Raw genomic sequence first — 22802 nt, forward strand, 5'->3', positions numbered from 1 at the left:
TATGGCCAGAAAGAAAAATAGAATGAGTCAGGAGGTCAATGCAGGCTCTATGGCGGATATTGCCTTCCTGCTGCTGATCTTCTTTCTTGTCACTACCACAATTGCATCGGATAAGGGTATATTAAATATCCTGCCTCCAAAGCTTGATCCAAACAATCCTCCACCGGAGATTGATAAGAACGACAGGAATATATTTACAATTCTTCTTAATGCTAACGATCAGCTTTTGGTGGAAGGGGAATTTAGAGATAATCCTGAAGGACTTGACGAAGAAATAAAAGCATTCATCTTAAACTTCGGATCTCCTGATGAAGAAGGAACTGCTTTGTATAATACGCTTCCTGCATCTGTGAAAGCGTTGGCTGCAAGAGATCCAGAATCTTCTGATGATCCAGGGGAAGCTGTTGTGTCAATTAAGACTGACAGGGGAACTAGTTATGATAAATATTTGGAAGTATTCGACATGGCAAAAAAGGCATATTTTGATATCTATGCTGCACGTGTAAACTTAAGCACAGACGAATACAGAGCTTTGACCGGTAAAACAGACGCTGAAGTCAGTCTGCAGGACAAAGGTAAAGAAGGTATTCCTATGGCAATATCAATTGCAGAACCTAACAAGATTGGAGGGAATTAAATATGTCAAAGTTTAAGAAAAACCAAAAAGTCGAGCCAGCAATTTCTACTGCTTCACTTCCAGATATTGTTTTTATGTTGTTGTTTTTCTTCATGGTAACAACTGTGCTAAGAGAACAAGATTTGTTAGTAGAACAGAAGATTCCACAGGCTACACAGCTTCAGAAGCTTCAAAAGAAGACGCTTATATCTTATCTTTTTATCGGGAAGCCAAAGAATACGTCTCTTTATGGTACTGAGCCAAGAGTGCAGGCGAACGATGCTCTTATCAATACTCCTGAGATTGTTCAGTGGGTAAACCAAGAGCGCGATATGCTTGCAGAATCTGACCGCGGATTGATTACGATTTCGTTGAAAGCAGACAGAGATGTTAAAATGGGACCTATCTCAGACGTTCAATCTGAATTAAGAGAAGCCGATGCAAGAAGAATTCTTTATGCATCTATAGGTAAAGTTCCTCAGTAATAATATTTTATTAAAGTGTTAAAGCTATCCCTTATTTGGGGTAGCTTTTTTTGTTTATAACATGCTGGCATCTCTTACTAATACTAAAAAAGTCCAAAATGCTTGGGCAATGTATGATTGGGCTAATTCCGTATATAGTCTTGTTATTACTTCTACCATTTTCCCGGTTTACTTTAATAGTGTAACCAGAGGAATCAATCCCGATGATAAGGTTGACTTTTTTGGCTTTCAAATCGTCAATACGGTTTTGTATTCCTATTCGATTTCTTTCTCATTCTTAGTTATAGCATTGATATCGCCCATACTTTCAGGTATTGCGGATGCAAGTGGCAAGAAGCTCCAGTTTATGAAGTTTTTTGCTTATTTGGGCTCATTATCCTGCATTGCATTATACTTTTTTGATGGACATAATCTCGAGTGGGGTATTTGTTTCAGTGTCTTAGCTAGTGTTGGTTATGCTGGTAGTATAGTATTTTATAATGCTTATCTACCTGAAATCTCTACGCCGGATAGGTATGATCTTCTTAGTGCTAAAGGCTTTGCACTTGGTTATATTGGTAGTGTATTGCTATTAGTGTTGAACTTGCTTATGATTCAGTTTCCCTCCTGGTTCATGCTTTCAGATGATGGCATGGCTGCTCGCTTTTCATTTCTGATTACAGGAATATGGTGGGCCGGTTTTTCCCAGATTCCTTTCAGAGTACTTCCCCACAATCCATATGGAAAGGATATAAAGAAGGAAATTTTACTTAAAGGCTACCAAGAGATAAAAAAGGTATGGATGGAAGTAAAACAGACTAAAGTAATGTACAGATTCTTAGCTTCTTTTTTCTTTTATTCTATGGGTGTGCAGACTGTAATGTATCTGGCAGCCACATTTGGTGATAAGGAACTTGGCTTGCCTGGTGATCAACTAATCATGACTATTTTGATTATACAGATAGTTGCGATTGCGGGTAGCTATTTTTTTGCTTTTATTTCAAAAAAGTATGGTAACAAACTTAGCTTGGTGATAATGGTGCTGATTTGGGTTGGTATTTGTGCCGGAGCCTATTACGTCTATACTGTCTATGAATTCTTCGCCTTGGCATTTGTTGTCGGACTTGTTATGGGGGGAATTCAGTCTTTGTCCAGATCTACATTTTCAAAGCTGATTCCAAGAAATACAACAGATCATGCATCTTATTTTAGCTTCTATGATGTCACTGAAAAACTGGCAATCGTACTCGGAACTTTCTCATATGGATTTATCGAGCAAATCACAGGAAGCATGAGAAACTCTGCACTTTCACTGGGAATATTTTTTCTAGTTGGCCTAGGTTTTCTACTTTTAGTCACTATCCCCAAAAAGCGGTTTGGTACTGAAAGCTTATAAATATGCAAAAAATATTAGCTGGATCGCAAGTTAAAGAGCTTGATTCAAAACATTTAAGTTTGACCGGGCAAAGCAGTCATCAGTTGATGGAAGTCGCGGCACAATCTTTTGTTCGTTGGTTTTTAGAGCAAGGATTTTCTACGGAGAATAGTATTCAAATAGCTGTGGGAGCAGGAAATAATGGAGGAGATGGTTTGGCAATTGCCCGACTCTTGTCTACTCATTCTTACTCCATCTCAATCCTCAAGTGCTTTGACTCTATAGATAAATTAAGCCAGGATTCATTAACCAATTTCAAATTACTTCCAGATTCAATTTCAGTTGTTGATTTTGAGGATTGGGAATTTGCTCAAGGAGGAATTTTAATTGATGCTTATTTAGGGGTTGGATTGAAAGGTGAGTTGAGAGCAAATTCAATTAAGATTATCGAGTGCTTAAATGAATTTAAAGGGAAGGTTATCTCTGTGGATCTCCCTTCTGGACTCCCTTCTGATTCAGTTGTTAGTAGCTTAGCTGTTGAGGCTGATTTCACAGTTAGTTTCGCATTCCCTAAACTTTCACTGATCCTTCCTGAGAATGCAAGGTATGTGGGAGAGTTGGTCGTAGTAAAAATCGGTTTGCTTGATGAAGCTTATGACGACCTTGTTTCTTCTTTTTATTATTTAGAAGCGTCGGATGTACCCAATTTACATACCGTATTCAATAGATTCAGTTATAAGGGAGACATGGGCAAAATCCTTTTAATAGGTGGAAGTCCGGGTAAGATGGGAGCACTTATTCTATGTGCTAAAAGTGCACTCCGTACGGGGTCCGGCTTAGTGACTTGCCACATGGAGGACTCTGAGAGATTTATCATTCAAGCCGCTGTACCTGAGGCCATGGCTTCTTGGGGTTTGATTCCAAACCCTGAGTTTTACGATGCTGTGGGTATTGGACCGGGGTGGGGAACAGAAAACCGCATACGTTTATTCAGGCAGTTTTTGAATGATTTTAAAAAGCCCATTGTAATAGATGCTGATGGTCTTAATTTATTAGCTAGAAATCCAGATTTACTTCCTTTAGTACCAAAGAATTCCATATTAACTCCGCATATAGGGGAATTCACTAGACTGGCGGGGAAAGCCAGTAATCATTTGGAAAGACTTGAGCAAGCCAAAAAGTTTTCAGTTGATAACGCATTGATTTTATTATTAAAGGGAGCTAATACCGTCGTTAGCTTGCCGGACGGAAGGCAGATTGTAAATTCATCTGGGAATAAGTACATGGCTACTGGAGGTTCGGGAGATGTCCTCACTGGTATGATCACTTCTTATTTGGGAATGGGATATACTCCTGAGAATGCTGCCCTTTGTGGAGTATTCCATCATGGATTGGCGGGTGAGATAGCTTCTGAATCAAAGAGAAGGTCAATGATCGCAAGTGATATTATTTCCGCCATCCCTGCAACATATATTAAATTAGATATATCATAATTTTTTTTCGTAGGCAAACTTTATCAATTGCCTTAAGGTTCTCTTCATATCCTTTTTATTATGAACAAAGAGAAGCTTCTGCTTTGGACCTTAGCGGCCATTAATTTTATACATATCGTTGATTTCATGATTCTGATGCCTTTGGGTCCTCAACTCATGAGAATCTTTGAAATATCTCCCCGTGAATTTGGTCTGCTTGTATCATGCTATACTTTCAGTGCAGGCATTTCCAGCTTTTTTGGAGCCTTTGTATTAGACCGTTTTGACCGAAAGAAAATATTGATGTGGGTATATGTAGGATTTGCTATTTCTACCCTCGGTTGTGCTTTATCACCTAGCTATCCGGTTCTCTTGGCTGCGAGAGTAATTTCCGGTTTGTTTGGAGGGTTGACATCAGCTTTGATTTTGGCAATTATTGGCGACGTTATTCCTGATTCAAGACGGGGAAGAGCCATGGGCTTGGTGATGGCAGCATTTTCAGTGGCGTCAGTCCTAGGGGTCCCTCTAGGTTTGTTTTTAGCCAGCTTATCAGATTGGCACACGCCATTTTTTATACTTACTGGCCTTTCAGTTCTAAGTCTAGGTATGATCGTCAAGTATATTCCAAATATTACAGAGCATCTCAAGAATGATATTGTTAGACCAAATCCTCTGCTCGTGATTCGCCGGGTGACTAGTGATTCTAATCAAATGCGAGCCATCACATTATCGGTGATGATGATGTTTGGACAATTTATGATAATTCCTTTCTTAAGTCCTTATACTGTGGCAAATGTTGGCTTCACTGAGCTTCAGCTTACCTATATCTATATGGCAGGAGGAGCATTTACCATTTTCACCTCCCCATGGGTAGGCAAGCTTTCTGATAAGTTTGGAAAGCATAAGATCTTTATCATTTTTATGATTCTGAATTTGATTCCTATTGCCATCATTACGAATTTGGGCGTTACACCCATTCCTTTTGTACTGATGGTTTCTACAATGTTTTTTGTGACCTCCAATGGGAGATATGTACCTGCCGCTGCTATTATCACAGGAACAGCTAAACCTGAAAACAGGGGGAGTTTTTTAAGCTTTAATTCTGCCGTGCAGCAATTGGCTACAGGAAGTGCTTCCTTGTTGGCCGGGATAATCATCGGTGAAAATGCTGCCGGACAGCTGACCAATTATAATGTAGTAGGCTACATCGCTATTGCTTGTAGTATAATTTGTATTCCGCTGGCTAAAAGAATTAAGGTGGTAAGTTAATGAACTCAAAAGTTAGAAGAAAGGGAAACTAAACCTTGGCAAATTAGATACAAAAAAAATCCCCGACATTTCTGACGGGGATTTAAGATTTAGAACTCTGCGTTTCCTGGTGTTCGAGGGAATGCGATTACATCTCTGATATTTCCCATGCCTGTGACAAAGAGCACCATTCGTTCAAAGCCCAGTCCGAAACCCGCATGGGGTGTAGAACCAAATCTTCTCGTATCTAAGTACCACCACATTTCTTCCTGAGGAATATTCATTTCTTCCATTCTCGCAGTGAGCACATCCATACGCTCTTCACGCTGAGATCCTCCAACTATTTCACCGATTCCAGGGAAAAGGATATCCATCGCAGCAACAGTCTTACCATCATCATTTTGACGCATGTAGAAAGACTTGATGTCTTTTGGATAGTCAGTCAGAATAACGGGTTTCTTAAAATGTTTCTCCACTAAGAATCTCTCGTGCTCAGACTGCAAATCTGCTCCCCAACCTTCAATTAGGTAAGAGAATTTCTTTTTCTTGTTAGGATTGGAATTTCGAAGAATATCAATTGCCTCCGTATATGTTAGTCTTACAAAGTCATTGTCTACAACAAAATTCAGCTTATCCATCAAACTCATTTCGCTTCGCTGATCAACTGGCTTTACTTTCTCTTCTTCCTGCAGTCTAGAGTCAAGGAAAGCAAGATCTTCTGCGCAATTATTTAATGCATATCGGATCACATATTTCAAGAATTCCTCCGCTAGATCAGCATTATCTTCTGCATCGTAGAATGCCATCTCCGGTTCGATCATCCAGAACTCTGCCAAGTGGCGAGTAGTATTTGAATTCTCAGCCCGGAACGTGGGGCCAAAAGTATAAATGTCCGCAAGAGCCATAGCCGCTAATTCACCTTCCAACTGACCTGATACAGTCAGATTAGTTTCTCTTTCGAAGAAATCCTGCTTGTAGTCTATTCCTCCACCTTCATTTTTGGGAGGGTTTTGCAAGTCAAGTGTAGTTACTTTAAATGTCTCTCCAGCCCCTTCCGCATCAGAAGCAGTGATGATAGGTGTGTGGATATAGAAAAATCCTTTATCGTTAAAATATTTATGTACAGCAAAGGCAAGTGCATGTCTAACTCTAAAAACTGCGCTGAACGTATTAGTTCGCATTCTCAAGTGAGCATTTTCCCGTAGAAACTCCATGGAATGCTTTTTAGGCTGTAAAGGATATTTCTCAGGATCAGCTTCGCCTAAAACCTCGATCGAGGTAGCATTCAACTCAGAACTTTGCCCTGCCCCTTGTGATTCCACTACATTTCCGGTGACTTTAAGACATGCGCCGGTAGTACATTTTTTAAGAATTTCCTCTGAGATCAGATTTGGGTCTGCCACCACTTGGTAATTGGTAATGATGGATCCGTCATTCAGTGCAATAAATGAAACATTTTTGTTTCCTCTTTTTGTACGAACCCAGCCCATGAGCGTCACTTCTGACCCGATAGGACTTGAATCCAGGATGGTCTTGATTTTGACTCGTTTGTTAAATGCCATTTGGTGATTTGTTAATGCAGGATTTATTATCCGCTAATAATTTAAAGGAATGCAAAAAAACGATTAAATAAGCTTTTTATCAAAAAATTGCTCGTTTTTCATAACTTTGGCATAAGGGCTTTTTCAGGGGAAAAGGCCTTTTTTGAACCCAAACAGCAGGTTTTACCCAATACTGAATGCAAAAGCTAAATCTTAGCCAATCACTTTCCCAGAAGCTGTCGCCTCAGCAAATACAATTTATAAAATTGCTTCAGGTGCCAACGGCCGAATTAGATACCCGAATCGAAGAGGAACTCGAGATTAATCCTGCTTTAGAGGAAGGCAAAACGGAAGAAAAAGAAAGTGCAGATGACGACTTTGACGATAACTATGAAGAGGAATCTTCACAGGATGATCGTGATGTAAATATTGATGACTACCTAGACGATGAGTATGGTGGATACAAAATGCAAGGTGATGGCAACTATAATGCTGATGAAGAAGACCGGGAAATTCCCATTTCCAGCCAGTCATCCCTGCACGAGCAGCTAGTTTCTCAATTGAGTTTTTTAAGACTTGATGACAGAAAAAAAATTATTGGAGAGCAATTGATCGGAAGTATAGAGAATGACGGATATATCCGAAGAGATCTTGATGCAATAATTAACGATTTGGCGTTCAGCCAAAATATTGAAACAGATGTTGACGAATTGGAGGAGATCTTAAGAAAGATTCAAAGCTTTGATCCAGCCGGTATTGCATCTAGGAATCTTCAGGAATGTCTCACAATTCAATTAGAGCGTAAGGAGCATCCAGACGACCCGACCGTACAGAATGCATTGAAAATTATGCAGGACTGCTTTGATGAATTTACTAAGAAGCATTATTCCAAAATACAAAAGCGCTGTGATCTTACAGATGAAGAGACCAAAGAGGCAGTCAATTTAATAACCAAACTTAATCCAAAACCAGGAGGAGTGGCTGATGGACTGGTGCGGACACAGTACATTATTCCTGATTTTATGCTCACCAATATTGGCGGGAAATTTGAAATAAGCTTAAACTCAAAGAATGCTCCTGAACTGAGAATCTCAAGGTCGTACTCCGAGATGTTTGATGCTTATGATAAAAGTGACAAAAAAGATAAGAAGCTTAAGGAAACTGTCACTTTTGTGAAACAAAAACTGGATGCTGCCAAGTGGTTTATTGATGCAATTAAGCAAAGGCAAAACACGCTTTTAAGGACTATGGAGGCAATTCTTCAATATCAGAAGGAGTTTTTTATAGATGGTGATGAAACAAATCTTCGCCCTATGATTTTAAAGGATATTGCGGAGCGCATTGATATGGATATCTCTACAGTATCCCGAGTAGCAAACAGTAAAGCCATTCAAACCGAGTTTGGTGTTTATCCGCTCAAATATTTCTTCTCTGAGGGCATTGCTACTGATAGCGGAGAAGATGTAAGTAACCGTGAAGTGAAATCTGTACTACAAGGTATGGTGGATGCTGAGGATAAGAAGAAACCGCTTTCGGATGATAAGCTAGTAAAAATGCTCAATAAATTGGGGTATAATATCGCCAGGAGGACTGTCGCTAAATATCGGGAGCAACTCCAAATCCCAGTAGCAAGATTAAGAAAAGAACTGTAGTGCGAAGAATTTTTTCGATCATTGTTTCAGTCCTTTTACAGCCTTTGGTAGCTCCTAGTCTAGTATTTGGGTTGGTTTTGTTTTTGGTCCCAGAGGCTACAAGTATTCCTGAAGCATTCAAAAGCAACCTGTTTTATCTAATAGCTTTATCTACTTTGGTAATCCCAATGGTTACTATTTTTGGATTGCGCTTTATGGGCACGCTCAAAAGTATCCACATGGCAGAGCTAAAGGATAGGGCCATTCCATTTACTGTCACCAGTATTTATTACATTCTCACCGTCTATTTTTTATATCAAAAAAAGGAGTTGGATCCCATATTATGGCAAATATTAGGAGTTATTACTCTGGCAATAGTTGTCCTCACCATGGTGACGTTAATTTGGAAGATGTCTGCTCATATGACTGGAATGGGAGGGGTGATCGCAGCAGTATTGGTGATGGGATTGAAATTTCCTAATTTTCAACCATTATATCCCTTGCTAGGCTCGTTGGTGTTGACGGGTTTGGTAGCAACAGTAAGATTATATTTGAATGCTCACAAACCGATTGAAATCTATGTGGGACTTATTTTTGGTTTTTTGATTTGCTTTGTAGGCTTCAGTTGGATTTGGGGATAAAAAAAACCGGACGATTGCCCGGCTAGTTTTCTGAAAATGTGTGAGGAATATTAAAATACATTCACCGCAATACCAAAGTTGATTTGACTTGCCTCAGTTCCATTCGGCCCCAGACCTTTTTGGAAGACTTGATTCAAGCCTATGTAGCTCCATGCATAAAATCCAGGAGAACCTGCTTTTAAGGACAAGCCGTAGCGAAATTTCTCAAAGCCATAATTCTGAGAGTCTTTAATTTTCCTCTTAAGGTCGTTTGAATCTTCATATTTCACTTTTGTGTGAGATTCATAGAGGTATCCAAATTTACCTCCAACACTTACCTGAAAACCTTTTGTATAGTTTTTCTTATTGAAGTGGTAAGTAAAGTCAAGAGGGATGTCAAAGTAATTAGCAGCTACCACATTTTTATTGATAGTAATGTCGTCACCCAATACATCCGTAATATCTCTTAAGACACTTGACTCAGGACCGAGAGCAGGATTATTATATAGAGTTTGATCGTCTTTGAAGGCATACTTATCAGTTCCTACCCCAATGCCTAAATCCATGGTGAAACCAGAAGCCTCTCCAAAAATTGAAATAGGATATTGATAGTAGACATTGAAAGTACGTGAGGCAAAGAAATTGATACTCATATCTTCCGATCTGTTGTTGAGTTGGTTAAATCCAAATTCAAACTTTAGATCGCTTGGAATATTTGGTCTTCCTCCGATGGGAGTCTTTGGTTTTTTGGCGATTTGCAGGCTGTCCTGAGCAAAGGCTCCTTGAATCAAAACAAAAGCTAGCAGGAAGGTGTATATTTTTTTCATCAAATTTGTTTACTTAAAAGGCATTGAATGCGGGCAAAAATAGGAAATCCCGGAGGATTTACCCCTTTTTTGATCTTAATTATTCTTAAGGACAAACGAGGCGGAGTTTAGAAAATTATAAAATTCTTGCGTAGGAGTATTTGCATAAAATCGAAATTTAGATACCTTTGCATTCCAATTCGGCTTCGTAGCTCAACTGAATAGAGCACCTGATTACGGCTCAGGAGGTTTCAAGTTTGAATCTTGACGAGGTCACAAAGTAAAAGCTTCATAGATTTCTATGAAGCTTTTTTGATTTTAAACTATTCTCTGTTAGGATCTTCTTTTTTTTAGAAATTATTTTTAGCCATTTTAGCCTTACCATACTTTCCTGCAAAGATTTAAATGAAAAAAATTCTTTCTGTTGTATTCCTACTCTTATCCGGTTGTAGTCTCTTCGAAGAAACTAAGCTGGTGGATATAGTGGAAATCGAAGGCCCCTGTACTATAATTCTCACTTCGGGAGCTAGTATAGTGAGCTATGGGAATATGGAAATAAGTAGACGTACTCAGGCAATTACTTACCGGGATGAAAACGGTAAACTTTGGTCAGTCTTTAAAGATGATTATTCTAACTATTCCTGCGAATAATATCTTTCTCGATTAGTTAACATTGGAGATAAAAAAATGAGCCCTGATTTTTCGGGCTCATTTCTCTTTTATTTTTTTCGGGTGGTTTCGGATGCTTTCATTGCATCCTCCAGCTTCTGCTGGAATTTTGATTTTTTCTTGTTTACATTTTTAGCTTTACTTTCTTCCACTTTTGCGCGGATTTTATCATCATCCACAAATAGCTTGATCAATGCTTGCTGACCAAATGTCACCATGTTGGATACGAAATAGTAAAAGCTCAATCCAGCAGGATAAGAGTTCAGAATAAACATAAACATAACTGGCATGATGTAACCCAAATTCTTCATTGGTCCAGTTGCTGTAGTCAATTGATTATTAAAGTGTGTATAAATAATCTGAGACACTGTCATGAGCAAGGTGAACAAACTCACATGAGAACCATAGAATGGAATCGTAAACGGCAGATTAAAGAAGGTGTCGTAGGTAGATAAATCTGTTGCCCATAGAAATGATTCCTGCCTAAGTTCAATTGCATTAGGGAAGAAGAAGAACATAGCAAACAAGAATGGCATCTGAAGCACCATCGGCAAACAGCCTGAAATTGGGCTCACTCCCAACTTTGAAAACAGCTTCATTTGCTCTTGCTGCATTTTGGTGGCATCATCACCATACTTTTCTTTCAATTCGTCTATCTCTGGTTTGATCACGCGCATTTTCGCCATCCCTATATAAGACTTGTAGGTAAGTGGAAAAAGCGCCAGCTTAATAAGAAATACGATAATGACTATGATGACACCATAATTAGTGAAGAACTTCTCTAAGAAAGCAAACAGGTTTACAATGATGTATTTATTTACCCAGCTGACAAAGAAATAGCCCATGTCCACATTATCTTCAAATCCAGGAGTTACCTTCTTTAAGGTTTTGTATTCGTCCGGGCCGAAATAATATGTAAATCCGGCTTTACCATCTTGAAGAGGTATAGACAAATTAGTAGCCATGGTGCGAACTATGGTGCTATCCTCGGGAGTACTTTGTGTGACGGAGACGTTTTGAAAGTCAGTGTCCGCAATCATCCCAGCTGTAAAGAATCGCTGACTAAAACTCAACCATTTTACAGGTTCTGTGATAGTTTCTTGTTCTAAGTCATCACCAGCTCCAAGATTGTCAAAAGACCCTGAGGTAGTATAATAATTCAGTCTGGCCTGTCTTCTAGATTCAGACAAGTTCATTTCCTGAGCGATTACTTGGTCTTCCCAATTTAGGGATAAGAAATTGCCGGTTATGACGCCTTGGTATCTCTCTACTTCAAAAGACTTTTTTACTTCATAGCTTCCATCTGCCAATGTGAAAGATTGCAGGATCTGGCCACTTTCAGTTCCAGCTTTTAAGGTCAAGGTTTGAGTTTTTATTCCTTCCTCATTTTGTCCGCTTTCTGTAGTAGAAGAGAAATAAATATCATCCAAATTCAGAGGACCATTTTTACTTTCTATGATAAAATCCATCTTAGAACTCTTCTCATTGAAAAGCTCCAGTGGCTCCATCTTCCAACTTTTGTATTCCTTTAAAATAACTTTTTTAACCTGAGCACCCTTAGAGGAAATCTCTACTTGAATCAAGTCATTTTCGAGAGTTAGAGTTTCTTCTTCGCCTACAGTCATTGTCGCCAATGCGCCGTATTTTACACGTCTGGCAACATCCAGAGTACTGTCATTCTCAGAAAATGTATCAGAGATTGCTGGTTCACTTACTGCGTCAGATTGATTTGATTCAGTTTGCGCTGAAGTTGTCGTTTCTACTTCTGGTATCTCCGGAGAACTCGCAAAGAAAAACGAATACACAAGGATGACTGCCGCAAAAAGAATCAAACCAGTTGCTTGATTTCTGTCCATAAAGATTAATCGTAAACCCGATAGTAACGCATCGGGGAGTTTTATTTAATTTTTTTGTCCACAGCCGCTTGGATGAATTTCACAAATAGGGGCTGAGGGTTAAGAACTGTGCTTTTATATTCTGGGTGGAATTGGACTCCGACGAACCAAGGATGGTTTTTGATTTCTATGATCTCGACCAATCCAGTCTCTGGGTTTTTCCCGGAAGCAATCATTCCGTTCTCTTCGATTGCCTGTAGATATTTGTTGTTGAACTCATATCTGTGTCGGTGTCTTTCCTGAATTTTAGTTTTACCATAGGCCTGATATGATTTACTACCTTTCTTAAGGTCGCAAGCGTAAGATCCCAATCGCATGGTTCCTCCCATTTGTTCGATGTCTTTTTGCTCCTCCATCAGTCCAATTACAGGATTGCTAGTATAAGGATTCATTTCCGTACTGTTTGCATCCTTCAGGTTTAGTACATTTCTAGCGTATTCGATCACTGCTACCTGCATGCCTAGGCATATCCCCAGAAATGGAATATTATTCTCTCGGGCATATTTTACAGTGTCAATCTTTCCTTCAAATCCCCTCTCTCCGAAACCTGGAGCAACTACAATTCCATCCAAATCAGTTAGTTTTTGGATAATATTGTCCGGATTTAATTCTTCAGATGAAATCAACCGTAGGTTTACATCACACTCGATGGAAGCGCCCGCGTGTGTGAAAGATTCGATGATGGATTTATAGGCATCCGGTAAAGAGACGTATTTACCGACTAAGCCAATGGTTACTTCCTGAGTTGGATTTTTCAGCTTTCCCAGGAAATCTTTCCAGTTTTCAAGATCCGTATTTTCTTTTGATGTTAACTTGAGCTTCGTCATTACACGCTCATCCAGTTTTTCCTTTTTCATTAATAAAGGAACATCATAGATAGAATCGGCATCCATTGCTTCGATTACATTATTTAGCTGCACGTTGCAGAAAAGAGCAAGTTTCTTTTTGACATCTGGAGGTAAGTGATATTCTGTGCGGCAAACAAGAATGTCAGGCTGAATACCTGCTTCCAGCAGTTGTTTGACTGAATGCTGTGTTGGCTTGGTTTTTAATTCTTTGGCTGCCTTTAGGAAAGGAATCAAAGTAAGATGAATAACCAAGAAATTATTCGGTCCTAAGTCCCATTTTGCTTGTCTTACAGCTTCTATGAAAGGAAGTGATTCGATGTCACCTACGCAACCTCCGATTTCGGTAATGACTACATCAAATTGTCCATCTTCGCCTAATTTGTAAAAATTAGCCTTGATTTCATCTGTGATATGAGGGATAACCTGTACAGTCTTTCCGAGAAATTCTCCCTTACGCTCCTTAGTTATCACATTATTGTAGATTCTCCCGGTGGTAATATTATTGTCTTGGGAGGTAGGGATATTTAAAAAGCGCTCATAATGCCCTAAATCTAAATCAGTCTCAGCTCCATCGTCGGTAACATAGCATTCACCATGCTCATATGGATTTAATGTGCCTGGATCAATATTTAAATAAGGATCGAATTTTTGAATCGTTACTTTGAAGCCTCTGGCTTGAAGCAACTTTCCTAGGGAAGCTGCTATGATGCCTTTGCCAAGAGAGGAAGTAACTCCTCCGGTAATAAAGATGTATTTGGTGCTTGAAGCCATAAGAATGGGGGAGGTTGGAAATTTGTTTGGATTCTTATGGGGCTCAAAATTATGGAAAAAATCATGATTAATGGCTTTTTGATTGTGAAATAGATCACTTTTCTCAAATTACTTTCTCTTCTATCACAAAAAACATAACGACAATAAATGTCAATTCTGTCTGATCACCTTTGATGTTACGTAGATTTATTTGAAATTAGATTCCATTTTCTCTTCTTTATACTTTATATAAGTATTCATTAGTTATGTTATAAATAAGGTACAAGGAAGTGTTGAGCGGTTCGCAAAAGTGGAAATTTTTGTAAAATGAATTTATGTATCGAATATAACTAGATGATTGCGAGTATTTTGTAGTAATATTTTTGTCGACACATAATGCTTAAGATGGAATTTGAGAGTTAATTTAATTGAGCTTAAAAAAATATGTTTAATGGGAATACTTCTCATATTCAAGAAGGTAACATAGTTGCTCTTGTCCTGACAATTCTTACTCCGAATTTTAAACTAAGTTCTGTTGGTCAATTAAGGTATTGAATTGATAAGTATTGTTTACAAATGAGAATAAATAGCTTTCAACAGACTAAAATCTGTTCGCTTAAATCAAATTGATCAAAATAAGTTTTTTTATAGAATTAAATTATAAGGAGATAATTGCATTAAAAAGCGCCAACGAAAAACTAGTGAATTTTAGTATTGAGTTACATGGATTGAAACAAAAATCTTACTTTAAGTATATGATTCTGATATTTTATTTAAAAATTAGAATCTGATATCCTTTTTCGTAGCCGTTCGCTATAATAATGCATGCTCATTTAATAAAATTTAAGTGGAAACTTAAAGGAGAGAATTCAAGGAATTTTATTCTTTGAATTCTAATTTGTGCTATTAAATTTATTTATATTATCTAGTTTTACCGAATATTAATTTGATAATTGGAAGTATTTTGTAATTATGTCACTTTTGAGAAGTGAAGTATTCTTCAGGTTACATAATTTATTTTCATAAAATATATTTTTTGCCGATATAAAGTTATTTCAGGTTTAATAATTATATATATATTGCGCGCAGTTTGTAATAAATTTAATTGTCAACGTATAAAAATATGAGAGATTTAATCAAGGAGGCTATTGCTGACCTTAAAAAAGGAGATGGCTTTATCTATGTAACTTCAGAAGGAAATAAAATTGATTTACATGAGGCAGCTACCAAAGGAATAGCAGTTACTCCAGTTAACCCAAAAGATCAAGTAATTAAGAAATTGGAAGCTGCTGGCCTTCATTTGAACGACGGAAGATTCCTTAATGAATTGAACGAATTGATCTCACTTGTTACAGGAAGCAGTTCAACTAGCGCTGCTAAAGCCACCAAAAGAAGATCGTTTACAGATGCTGAAAAAAGTAAAATTGTGGAAGAGTGGCAAAAAGTAGAAGCTACAGGTAAAAAAACAAAAGCAGCATTTGCTAGAGAAATTGGAGTAGGATACCAAACATTTATTAATTGGTTAAGAGGTTAACGTTTTTTAACTAAACTAAAAAAGGCAGTTGTTTTAACTGCCTTTTTTGATTTTTAGCTATAATTAATTGGAGCTTACTTTTCTTAGCGAAGTAAATACAACTAAAAACGCTAATAACGTAAATGTTGACAAAGCTTGAATTACAATAGATGATATGTCTATTATAGGTAATGGAATTCGTGTAAGGGAAATAGTTGGAATTGCTAAACTTGGTAATCGGTCAAATAAGGAAATGCCATTGCCTCCAGGAACAAAAGTCAAAACTAAAATGAATATAGCGGCTATGGAAACTCCAATTATCTTCCAACCTAAGGATGAAATTACTGGCTTATAAACGGATACAGATTTAGTATTGTTTAGTTTGTTTAATATAGCCTTATGAAAATTTTGAGACGTTTCTTCAGTGCCTAACTCCGTAATAAACTGTCTGATATATTGGTCTTCTTTATTTTGATTTTTCATAGTAGATGAATTAATTCACTTTTAGTGATTTTTTGCAATGAATCCAACAAGCTTTTTCTTCCTCTGTGCAAAAGGATTTTGACATGTGAACTTGTCAAACCCATTATCACTTCAATTTCTTTTATACTTTGCTCATCCAGATAAAAAAGCGTAAGCGCAGCTGATTCGGCCGGCTTCATAAGATCTAAACCACGTTGGATTATTTTTTTTCTCTCCTCAAGTTGCATCGAGCTTAAGCCGTCTAGGTAGTCGTTCGAATTAACTGGTATATCTTCGACTTCTTCTAGTTGGATTGTATAAGTCTTAGTTTTCCGAAGTCTTCCCACGGCCTCATTGTATACAATTTTATATAGCCAAGTAGTAAACTTCGATTTACCTTCAAAGGTTTTTAGAGAATGATAGGCTTTTATAAATGCATCTTGCGCCGCTTCTTCAGCGTCTTCTCTGTTTTTAAGAATTCTCATCGCTAAGGTATAAGCATACTTTTCATGCTTTTGGATCAACTGTCCATAAGCATTTATATTACCCTGTAGCGTTTTCTCTATATAATGGTGGTCTTCCTGGAATCGCATTTTCACATAGGATGAAAGTACCTGAAAAAAAGTTACAGTTTTTTTATGTGAGTTGTAACCTTTTTACTGACTAGCTACATCCAATAAGAAAAAACATACAAATCATGGCAGAAACAATCTTAGTAGTACTCATTATTTTTTCCTGTATTTTCGGAGTCATCTTTACTTTCCTGACCACCCGAAATAAGGAAAGACTTGCCCTCATCGAAAATGGAGCTGATGCAAAACTCTTTAACTCGGGTAAGAAATACAGTTTCGGGCAATTCATTTTGAATTTAGCCTTGTTGGCAATTGGTGTAGGCGTCGGGGTATTGGTAGGTGCATTATTTAGAAATAATGGTATGGAGGACGGCGTAGCCTTTTCAGCTTGCATCTTCATTTTTGGAGGAATAGGCTTAATGTCAAGCTTTTTCTTAAACAGAAAGCTTGATAAAGAAGATAATTGATACGTTCTCAACAACTATTCAAAAACCTTCCTTTCGCGGGGAAGGTTTTTTTGGTTTTGCCCCAAAAGGGTTTGCTCTCAGAATTCTGATTATTTTTGTGAAAAAATAAACCGTTTTGGATCACACACAATTATTATCAGCTTTTAGGGATAAGGGTATTTTACACCTAAAGGAGGGAAATGGAAAAGTAATCACTCTCATAAAGCCAGAGCTCTGGAAGGCTGAAATGGGTGAAGATTGGACATTTTTACTTTTTGATTTATTCCAAATCCGCACCATTTGTGAACCTTTTTCAGAGGTTTCATTAGATATAGTTGAGTATGCAAACAAGCCTACCATCTATCATAGCCCTGTTAACCGAATCATAAAGAACGGGCCTATTGTAAATGGAGTGCTAAAGTTTAGCCTCATTCTTGAACCGAACTGGAACAAATTGCTTTTTCAGATTTCTCAGCCTGTAATTGTTAAAATAGATACGAAAGAAGATACTTTGCATCAGACTCCAATATTATTTCCTCTGCTAAGCCCAAGTACAAAAGAGATGTTTTTGGGACCAGAGGGAGAAGTAAAAATTATTAAAGGATGAATTTCAAATCGCATCTTGACGAATACGAAGTCTTTGCTAAAGTCGCAAAAGCTGCTGCCAATTTAGGTTTAGAAACCTATGTGGTGGGAGGTTATGTGCGAGACGTGATACTGAAAAGAGAGAAGAGTGGGCAAAAAGACATTGATTTTACCTGTGTAGGAAGTGGGATAGAGCTTGCCAAGGAAGTAGCGAAACAATATGATGGACACGTGCCTCTTTCTGTTTTTAAGAATTTTGGTACAGCCATGTTGAAGCTGGATGATTGGGAGCTGGAATTTGTAGGTGCCAGAAAAGAGTCCTATAGATCGGATTCAAGAAATCCTATTGTAGAAACAGGTACACTTCAGGAAGATTTGGAACGCCGGGACTTCACTATCAACGCCATGGCTATTTCTTTGAATAGGAAGGATTATGGCGAATTACTGGATCCATTTGATGGATTGGGGGATATCAAAAGAAAACTGATTCGAACACCTCTTGAGCCCAATATTACCTTTTCAGATGATCCGCTTCGCATGCTTAGAGCAGTTCGGTTTGCGGCGCAACTTGATTTCGATATCGATGGTGATACGTTTTATGCTTTGAGCGAAAATACACATCGCCTTAACATTATATCTGCAGAGCGAATAATTGTAGAGCTAAATAAAATCATTGAAGTCAAAAAACCTTCTTATGGTTTTAAGCTACTCTTTGCTGGCAAACTTCTGCATGAGTTTTTCCCTGAAATGGTCGATCTGCAAGGAGTGGATTCGGTGGATGATAAATCTCATAAGGATAATTTTTACCATACTCTTCAGGTGCTGGATAACGTTTGCCAGACGAGTGATGATCTTTGGCTTCGATGGGCAGCTATTCTACATGATATTGCCAAGCCTGCCACCAAACGTTTCAACAAAAAGGTAGGGTGGACATTTCATGGTCATGAAGATAAAGGCGCCAGGATGACTCCTGGGATTTTCCGAAGGTTGAAACTCCCTATGGACGATCGCATGAAATATGTTCAGAAACTTGTCAAGCTACATCTTCGTCCTATTTCTTTGGTGAAAGACGAGGTGACAGATTCGGCACTGAGGAGGCTACTCTTCGAGGCTGGAGATGATATAGATGATCTAATGAAGCTTTGCCGTGCAGATGTCACGTCCAAGAATAACAAAAAAGTAAAACGTTACCTGGAAAATTTCGATAAAGTAGCTCAAAAGCTCATCGAAGTAGAAGAAAAGGATCAAGTCAGAAACTTTCAACCACCGATTTCCGGAGAGGAAATTATGGAAATTTTCGGTTTAAAGCCTTCAAAAATTGTCGGAGACATTAAAGAAGAAATTAAAGAAGCTATATTGGAAGGCAAAATTCACAACAATTCAGAACAGGCTCGTGAATTGATGCTAGAAATAGCCAAGGCGAAAGGCTTGAATCTGGTTGGCAATCCCCCTAATTCATAAACAATTAAACATCATAACAAATGAAGCGCGTTTTATTTATGCTGCTTATGGCGTTTTGCGCCAGCACAACAATTGCTCAAACGGCCGATTCTCTAGCCAGACTCGACCCTAAACTTAAGAAAACAATGAATGCAGCTGATCAGGCTGCCTATCAGTTGGCCATGAGATACAATGACATGGCATCTGCTAAAACTTCCTTGTATAATTTGATTGTCAGAAATCCGGAAGACGTTCGCTATGTAGAGATGCTGGGAACGGTTTATTATGAATCTGGGCAAGCTATGTCTGCAGCGCTCGTTGCTATGGACGTGCTTAAAGTCAATGATAAGAGCATTACTTCTTTGGAAATAGCAGCTTATTCATTAGAGCAAGTAGGAGCATTGGAGAAATCACTACCTTATTTCGAAAGTCTATACTTACTAGGTGGAGATAATTTTAGCCTATATAAGTCAGGTTTTATCCAGTACAGCCTAAAGAAATATCCGGAGGCAATGAATTCTGTAAACATGCTGGTAAAGAATGCCAAGCCAGAGGATAAAGTTGGGTTTCCTAAATCTCAGACTGAAACACAGGAGATAAGCATGAAGGCTGCAGCCTTAAACCTTAAAGGTATGATTTACCTAGATCAAGGTTCAAAAGTGGAAGCAAAAGCAGCTTTCCAAGAAGCTGTTTCGTTAGATCCAGCATTTGACCTTGCTAAAGAAAATCTAGCAAAAACGAATTGATAAGAAAGTCAATGAGTAGAAAACCGGCTGATAGGCCGGTTTTTTTTAGTTTAAATTTTTTTGAAACTTCCATGGAATAATATCATCCTGGAAATGTTAACTCAATAGAAACCATTTCTTAACAGCTATCATACCTCAATCAGTGATCTTTGTTGGTTATGAAAGGTCTCAAACGATTTTGCTTTTTAGCTGTAATTTTTCCTTCTTTTTTCTCGGCTATTTCTTTTGCGCAAACCCCTAAATCAATTGCAGCACAACTGGATTCAGCTTTACATATTTCTAAAAGCACACCGGAATCAGCATTTGCCATAGCTACTGAGTTACTGGAAAAAAACAGGAATACTGAATCGGATACGTTAGCTGGTAAGATTCAACTATTGCGCGGGAAAATCCTTTTTCAGTTTGGGATGTTCCAAGAAAGTGCAGAAGCACTTTATGAGGCGGAGCTTATTTTTGAAAAGGGCGGACAAAGGAAGCTTTTAGCTCAAGTAAATAATGTGCTCGGGGAAGTGTATTATAAGATAAAGAACTCGGAAAGTGCACTGCGGCGGCATGAGCAAGCCTTAAATATCTATCTGGACATTAATGATGATGCTGGAGAAGCAGTGACCAAAAGCTTTATTGGTGGAATGTTTGAGAAAATAGGTTCCTACCCAAAAGCACTGGAATACCAAACAGAGTCACTTCAAATGTTCGAATCTTTGGGCATGAAGTCTGAGATAGCTTTTGTGCGGGAAAATATAGGAAGCATATACGAAGACCTTGAAAAGTACGATTCTGCCTATTTAAATTTTCAAAAAGCATTTTTATTGAATTCTGAACTGGGAGATAGTCTTCGGATAATTAGTAACCTTAATAACCTGGGAGATGTGCTTCGCAAAACGAGAGAAGCGAAAAAAGGCTTAGAATTTTCAAAAAAGGCGGCTGAAATGAGCCAGAGACTGGGATTGCTTTACCAGCAAAAATCTGCTGTTGTGGATATCTCTAAAGCCTATGCCGAAATGGAAGATTACGAAAGTGCCTTCAAATACTTGGAGCAAAGCCGACAATTGAGCGATATGGTTTTTTCAGAAGAGTCCACACGTCAGTTGGCAATTCAGGAAGCTCAGTATAATCTGTTCACCAAAAACCAGCAGATTAAGGAGCTGGAGCAAACAAAGAGTTTTGATGCAAAAGTAAAATGGTTACTCCTGTTTTTAGTAAGTCTATCGTGTGTCTTAGGTTGGGTGATTTTTAATCGACAAAAGCTAAAAATTAGGAGCAATATAGAATTGTTGCAGCGGCAAGAAGAGATTTTGCAAGTAAAGGAGCAATTGATCAGCACAGAGAAAGAAAATCTGAAGTTGCTTGAGTTAAAAATGGAGGCCGAAGATAGAGCGCATTCGAAATCCCTGACGGCCCAGACCTTGCACGTCATAGACAAAAATCAAATGCTCGAAGATATCCAGGCTAAGCTGAAAAGCATATTGGAAGAAGACCCGAAAGAGCAAAAGAAAAGGATCCGAAATTTGATCAAACAGATTGATTTTAACTTTTCGCACGACACAGACTGGGATGATTTCAAGCAGACCTTTGAGCGGGTGCATCAGGAATTTTTCAAAAACATTCAGGCTAGGTCTGGTGGTTTGACTCCAGCCGAAATGAAACTTGCCAGTTTGATGCGCCTGAATCTAAACTCCAAAGAGATCGCTTCCTCGCTTGGAATTTCTATGGATAGTCTTCGCATTTCCCGCTATCGACTTCGTAAGAAATTGAACTTACAAAAGGACGATAGTTTACAGCAATTTCTACTTTGTATATGATTTACAATTTGTTAATCTGTTTTTAACATGTCGTAATAATCTATTTTTCAATTTGTTACGATTGATTTTTGAGATTTTGTAAAGGTTTTGTTAACGGTCGCTTTTCCCTTTGTTGCCCATTTGATAACAGTCATTACTAGTCTACATCTGCTACCAGAGCTAACATTGTAGCATCAAAACCATTCAAAATCTTATGTCAAAAAGTAGACTAATTTATGGACTGTCAGCACTGGGGATTCTCGTGAGTTCCTGTAGCAAGCCAGTTCAGCAACAAGAGGAAATAGTGGCAGTAGAGCAAACTTTGGTGAAGCCTCTATATGTGACTGATTCTGTAATTCACGACACGGATGATCCAGCAATTTGGGTAAATCCTACCGATCCTAGTAAAAGCCTGATCATAGGAACTGATAAGGATGAAGACGGAGCTCTTTATGTATTCGACCTGCAGGGTAATGCAATTGATTCTTTGATAGTGCGTGGCATTCAGCGTCCAAATAATGTAGACGTAGGATACGGGTTGGATCTAGGTGATCGTAAAGTTGACTTTGCTGTCACCGGAGAGCGAATGACTTCCAAGTTGAGATTTTTCAGTCTTCCTGATATGAAGGAAATTAATGTTGGAGGAATTGAAGTTTATGAAGGGGAATCCGGTCCTGATTTCAGAGATCTGATGGGAGTAGCTCTTTTCCAAGATAAAACCACCGGCAAGAATTATGTAATCGCTGGAAGAAAAAATGGACCTACAGATGGGACTTATTTATGGCAATATGAGATCCTCGGGAAAGATGGTCAAATCAGCCTTAGCCTAGTTCGAAAGTTTGGCTCATACTCTGGTAAAAAAGAAATTGAAGCCATAGCTGTAGATGCTGAATTGGGGTATATCTACTATTCCGACGAAGGAGTTGGGGTGAAAAAGTACTATGCTGACCCTGAGAAAGGGAATGAAGAACTGGCATTTTTTGCCAAAGAGGGATTCTCTGACGATCACGAGGGGATCTCTATTTACAAACTGGATGATACAACCGGATACATTTTAGTATCGGATCAGGGTTCAAATCTTTTCCATGTTTTTCCAAGAGAAGGGTCTGCTTCCAATCCACATGAGCATAATTTAATCACAAAAATCCCTACAAGTACCATTTCCAGTGACGGATCTGAATCCATCAGTTTGGCTTTGGGACCTGATTTTCCTCATGGACTTTTTGTAGCCATGTCTGATGATAAAACCTTCCAGATCTATCGCTGGGAAGACATGGCTGGTGACATTCTAAAATCAAAAAATTAATCATTCAACCTCATAG

Annotated in this window: 21 protein-coding genes and 1 tRNA gene; 16 read left to right on the forward strand and 6 right to left on the reverse strand. The window is 38.3% G+C overall.

Annotated elements, in window-relative coordinates:
• The first annotated feature begins 1 nt into the window (after window position 1).
• From AACZ73_RS17165 to AACZ73_RS17185, 5 genes are all read left to right on the forward strand, one after another.
• Complete coding sequence (locus tag AACZ73_RS17165) at window positions 2-637, forward strand: biopolymer transporter ExbD (RefSeq protein ID WP_339879752.1); 636 nt, start codon at window positions 2-4, stop codon at window positions 635-637.
• Window positions 638-639: 2 nt separating this feature from the next.
• Entirely contained in the window at window positions 640-1101 is a 462-nt protein-coding gene (locus AACZ73_RS17170; protein ID WP_339879754.1) for a biopolymer transporter ExbD, read from the forward strand.
• A gap of 61 nt (window positions 1102-1162) precedes the next feature.
• On the forward strand, window positions 1163-2476 hold the full coding sequence (locus tag AACZ73_RS17175; protein ID WP_339879756.1) for an MFS transporter: 1314 nt from the start codon (window positions 1163-1165) through the stop codon (window positions 2474-2476).
• A 2-nt stretch (window positions 2477-2478) separates the two neighbouring features.
• Window positions 2479-3948, forward strand: a complete 1470-nt coding sequence (locus tag AACZ73_RS17180; protein ID WP_339879758.1) for an NAD(P)H-hydrate dehydratase — start codon at window positions 2479-2481, stop codon at window positions 3946-3948.
• A 60-nt stretch (window positions 3949-4008) separates the two neighbouring features.
• Complete coding sequence (locus AACZ73_RS17185; RefSeq protein ID WP_339879760.1) at window positions 4009-5196, forward strand: MFS transporter; 1188 nt, start codon at window positions 4009-4011, stop codon at window positions 5194-5196.
• 89 nt (window positions 5197-5285) lie between these two features.
• Here AACZ73_RS17185 and asnS read toward each other — a convergent pair whose 3' ends face one another.
• On the reverse strand, window positions 5286-6737 hold the full coding sequence (asnS, locus tag AACZ73_RS17190) for an asparagine--tRNA ligase (RefSeq protein ID WP_339879762.1): 1452 nt from the start codon (window positions 6735-6737) through the stop codon (window positions 5286-5288).
• Window positions 6738-6913: 176 nt separating this feature from the next.
• On the opposite strand from asnS, the gene rpoN reads away from it, so the two are divergent.
• Together rpoN and AACZ73_RS17200 are read left to right on the forward strand one after the other, a co-directional pair.
• The gene (gene rpoN, locus AACZ73_RS17195) at window positions 6914-8368 is read left to right on the forward strand and encodes an RNA polymerase factor sigma-54 (RefSeq protein ID WP_339879763.1); all 1455 of its coding nucleotides are present in this window, start codon (window positions 6914-6916) and stop codon (window positions 8366-8368) included.
• Window positions 8368-8988 carry a PA-phosphatase gene (locus tag AACZ73_RS17200; RefSeq protein ID WP_339879765.1) on the forward strand — a complete coding sequence of 207 codons (621 nt, stop codon included), beginning with the start codon at window positions 8368-8370 and terminating at the stop codon, window positions 8986-8988. Before rpoN ends, AACZ73_RS17200 begins: the two co-directional genes overlap by 1 nt.
• A gap of 50 nt (window positions 8989-9038) precedes the next feature.
• Here the strand turns inward: AACZ73_RS17200 and AACZ73_RS17205 are convergent, their stop codons facing one another.
• Window positions 9039-9794, reverse strand: coding sequence for a porin family protein (locus AACZ73_RS17205; RefSeq protein WP_339879767.1), 756 nt, complete (start codon window positions 9792-9794; stop codon window positions 9039-9041).
• Window positions 9795-9975: 181 nt separating this feature from the next.
• Here AACZ73_RS17205 and AACZ73_RS17210 point away from each other — a divergent pair.
• Together AACZ73_RS17210 and AACZ73_RS17215 are read left to right on the forward strand one after the other, a co-directional pair.
• Window positions 9976-10049 (forward strand) — tRNA-Arg (locus AACZ73_RS17210).
• Between the two features lie 129 nt (window positions 10050-10178).
• On the forward strand, window positions 10179-10424 hold the full coding sequence (locus AACZ73_RS17215; RefSeq protein WP_339879768.1) for a hypothetical protein: 246 nt from the start codon (window positions 10179-10181) through the stop codon (window positions 10422-10424).
• 68 nt (window positions 10425-10492) lie between these two features.
• Here AACZ73_RS17215 and yidC read toward each other — a convergent pair whose 3' ends face one another.
• Both yidC and AACZ73_RS17225 read right to left on the reverse strand, forming a co-directional pair.
• Complete coding sequence (gene yidC, locus AACZ73_RS17220) at window positions 10493-12298, reverse strand: membrane protein insertase YidC (RefSeq protein WP_339879769.1); 1806 nt, start codon at window positions 12296-12298, stop codon at window positions 10493-10495.
• A 41-nt stretch (window positions 12299-12339) separates the two neighbouring features.
• Window positions 12340-13956 (reverse strand): CTP synthase, encoded by a 1617-nt coding sequence (locus tag AACZ73_RS17225; RefSeq protein ID WP_339879771.1) that lies wholly within the window; start codon window positions 13954-13956, stop codon window positions 12340-12342.
• A 1102-nt stretch (window positions 13957-15058) separates the two neighbouring features.
• Here AACZ73_RS17225 and AACZ73_RS17230 point away from each other — a divergent pair.
• Window positions 15059-15469: a hypothetical protein gene (locus tag AACZ73_RS17230; RefSeq protein ID WP_339879773.1), complete on the forward strand. Its 411-nt coding sequence runs from the start codon at window positions 15059-15061 to the stop codon at window positions 15467-15469.
• Between the two features lie 63 nt (window positions 15470-15532).
• Here AACZ73_RS17230 and AACZ73_RS17235 read toward each other — a convergent pair whose 3' ends face one another.
• On the reverse strand, window positions 15533-15931 hold the full coding sequence (locus tag AACZ73_RS17235; RefSeq protein WP_339879774.1) for a hypothetical protein: 399 nt from the start codon (window positions 15929-15931) through the stop codon (window positions 15533-15535).
• Entirely contained in the window at window positions 15928-16503 is a 576-nt protein-coding gene (locus AACZ73_RS17240) for an RNA polymerase sigma factor (RefSeq protein WP_339879776.1), read from the reverse strand. Before AACZ73_RS17240 ends, AACZ73_RS17235 begins: the two co-directional genes overlap by 4 nt.
• A gap of 104 nt (window positions 16504-16607) precedes the next feature.
• On the opposite strand from AACZ73_RS17240, the gene AACZ73_RS17245 reads away from it, so the two are divergent.
• The 6 genes from AACZ73_RS17245 (at window position 16608) to AACZ73_RS17270 (ending at window position 22786) form a co-directional block, all read left to right on the forward strand.
• On the forward strand, window positions 16608-16949 hold the full coding sequence (locus AACZ73_RS17245; protein ID WP_339879777.1) for a DUF6249 domain-containing protein: 342 nt from the start codon (window positions 16608-16610) through the stop codon (window positions 16947-16949).
• Window positions 16950-17064: 115 nt separating this feature from the next.
• Entirely contained in the window at window positions 17065-17535 is a 471-nt protein-coding gene (locus AACZ73_RS17250; protein ID WP_339879779.1) for a hypothetical protein, read from the forward strand.
• Complete coding sequence (locus tag AACZ73_RS17255; protein ID WP_339879781.1) at window positions 17532-18974, forward strand: HD domain-containing protein; 1443 nt, start codon at window positions 17532-17534, stop codon at window positions 18972-18974. Before AACZ73_RS17250 ends, AACZ73_RS17255 begins: the two co-directional genes overlap by 4 nt.
• Window positions 18975-18994: 20 nt before the next feature.
• Entirely contained in the window at window positions 18995-19699 is a 705-nt protein-coding gene (locus tag AACZ73_RS17260; RefSeq protein ID WP_339879782.1) for a tetratricopeptide repeat protein, read from the forward strand.
• 158 nt (window positions 19700-19857) lie between these two features.
• Window positions 19858-21501: a tetratricopeptide repeat protein gene (locus AACZ73_RS17265; protein WP_339879784.1), complete on the forward strand. Its 1644-nt coding sequence runs from the start codon at window positions 19858-19860 to the stop codon at window positions 21499-21501.
• 193 nt (window positions 21502-21694) lie between these two features.
• On the forward strand, window positions 21695-22786 hold the full coding sequence (locus tag AACZ73_RS17270; RefSeq protein WP_339879786.1) for a phytase: 1092 nt from the start codon (window positions 21695-21697) through the stop codon (window positions 22784-22786).
• The last annotated feature ends 16 nt before the right edge of the window (window positions 22787-22802 follow it).

The sequence above is a fragment of the uncultured Algoriphagus sp. genome (assembly GCF_963974835.1).
Taxonomy (GTDB): Bacteria; Bacteroidota; Bacteroidia; order Cytophagales; family Cyclobacteriaceae; genus Algoriphagus.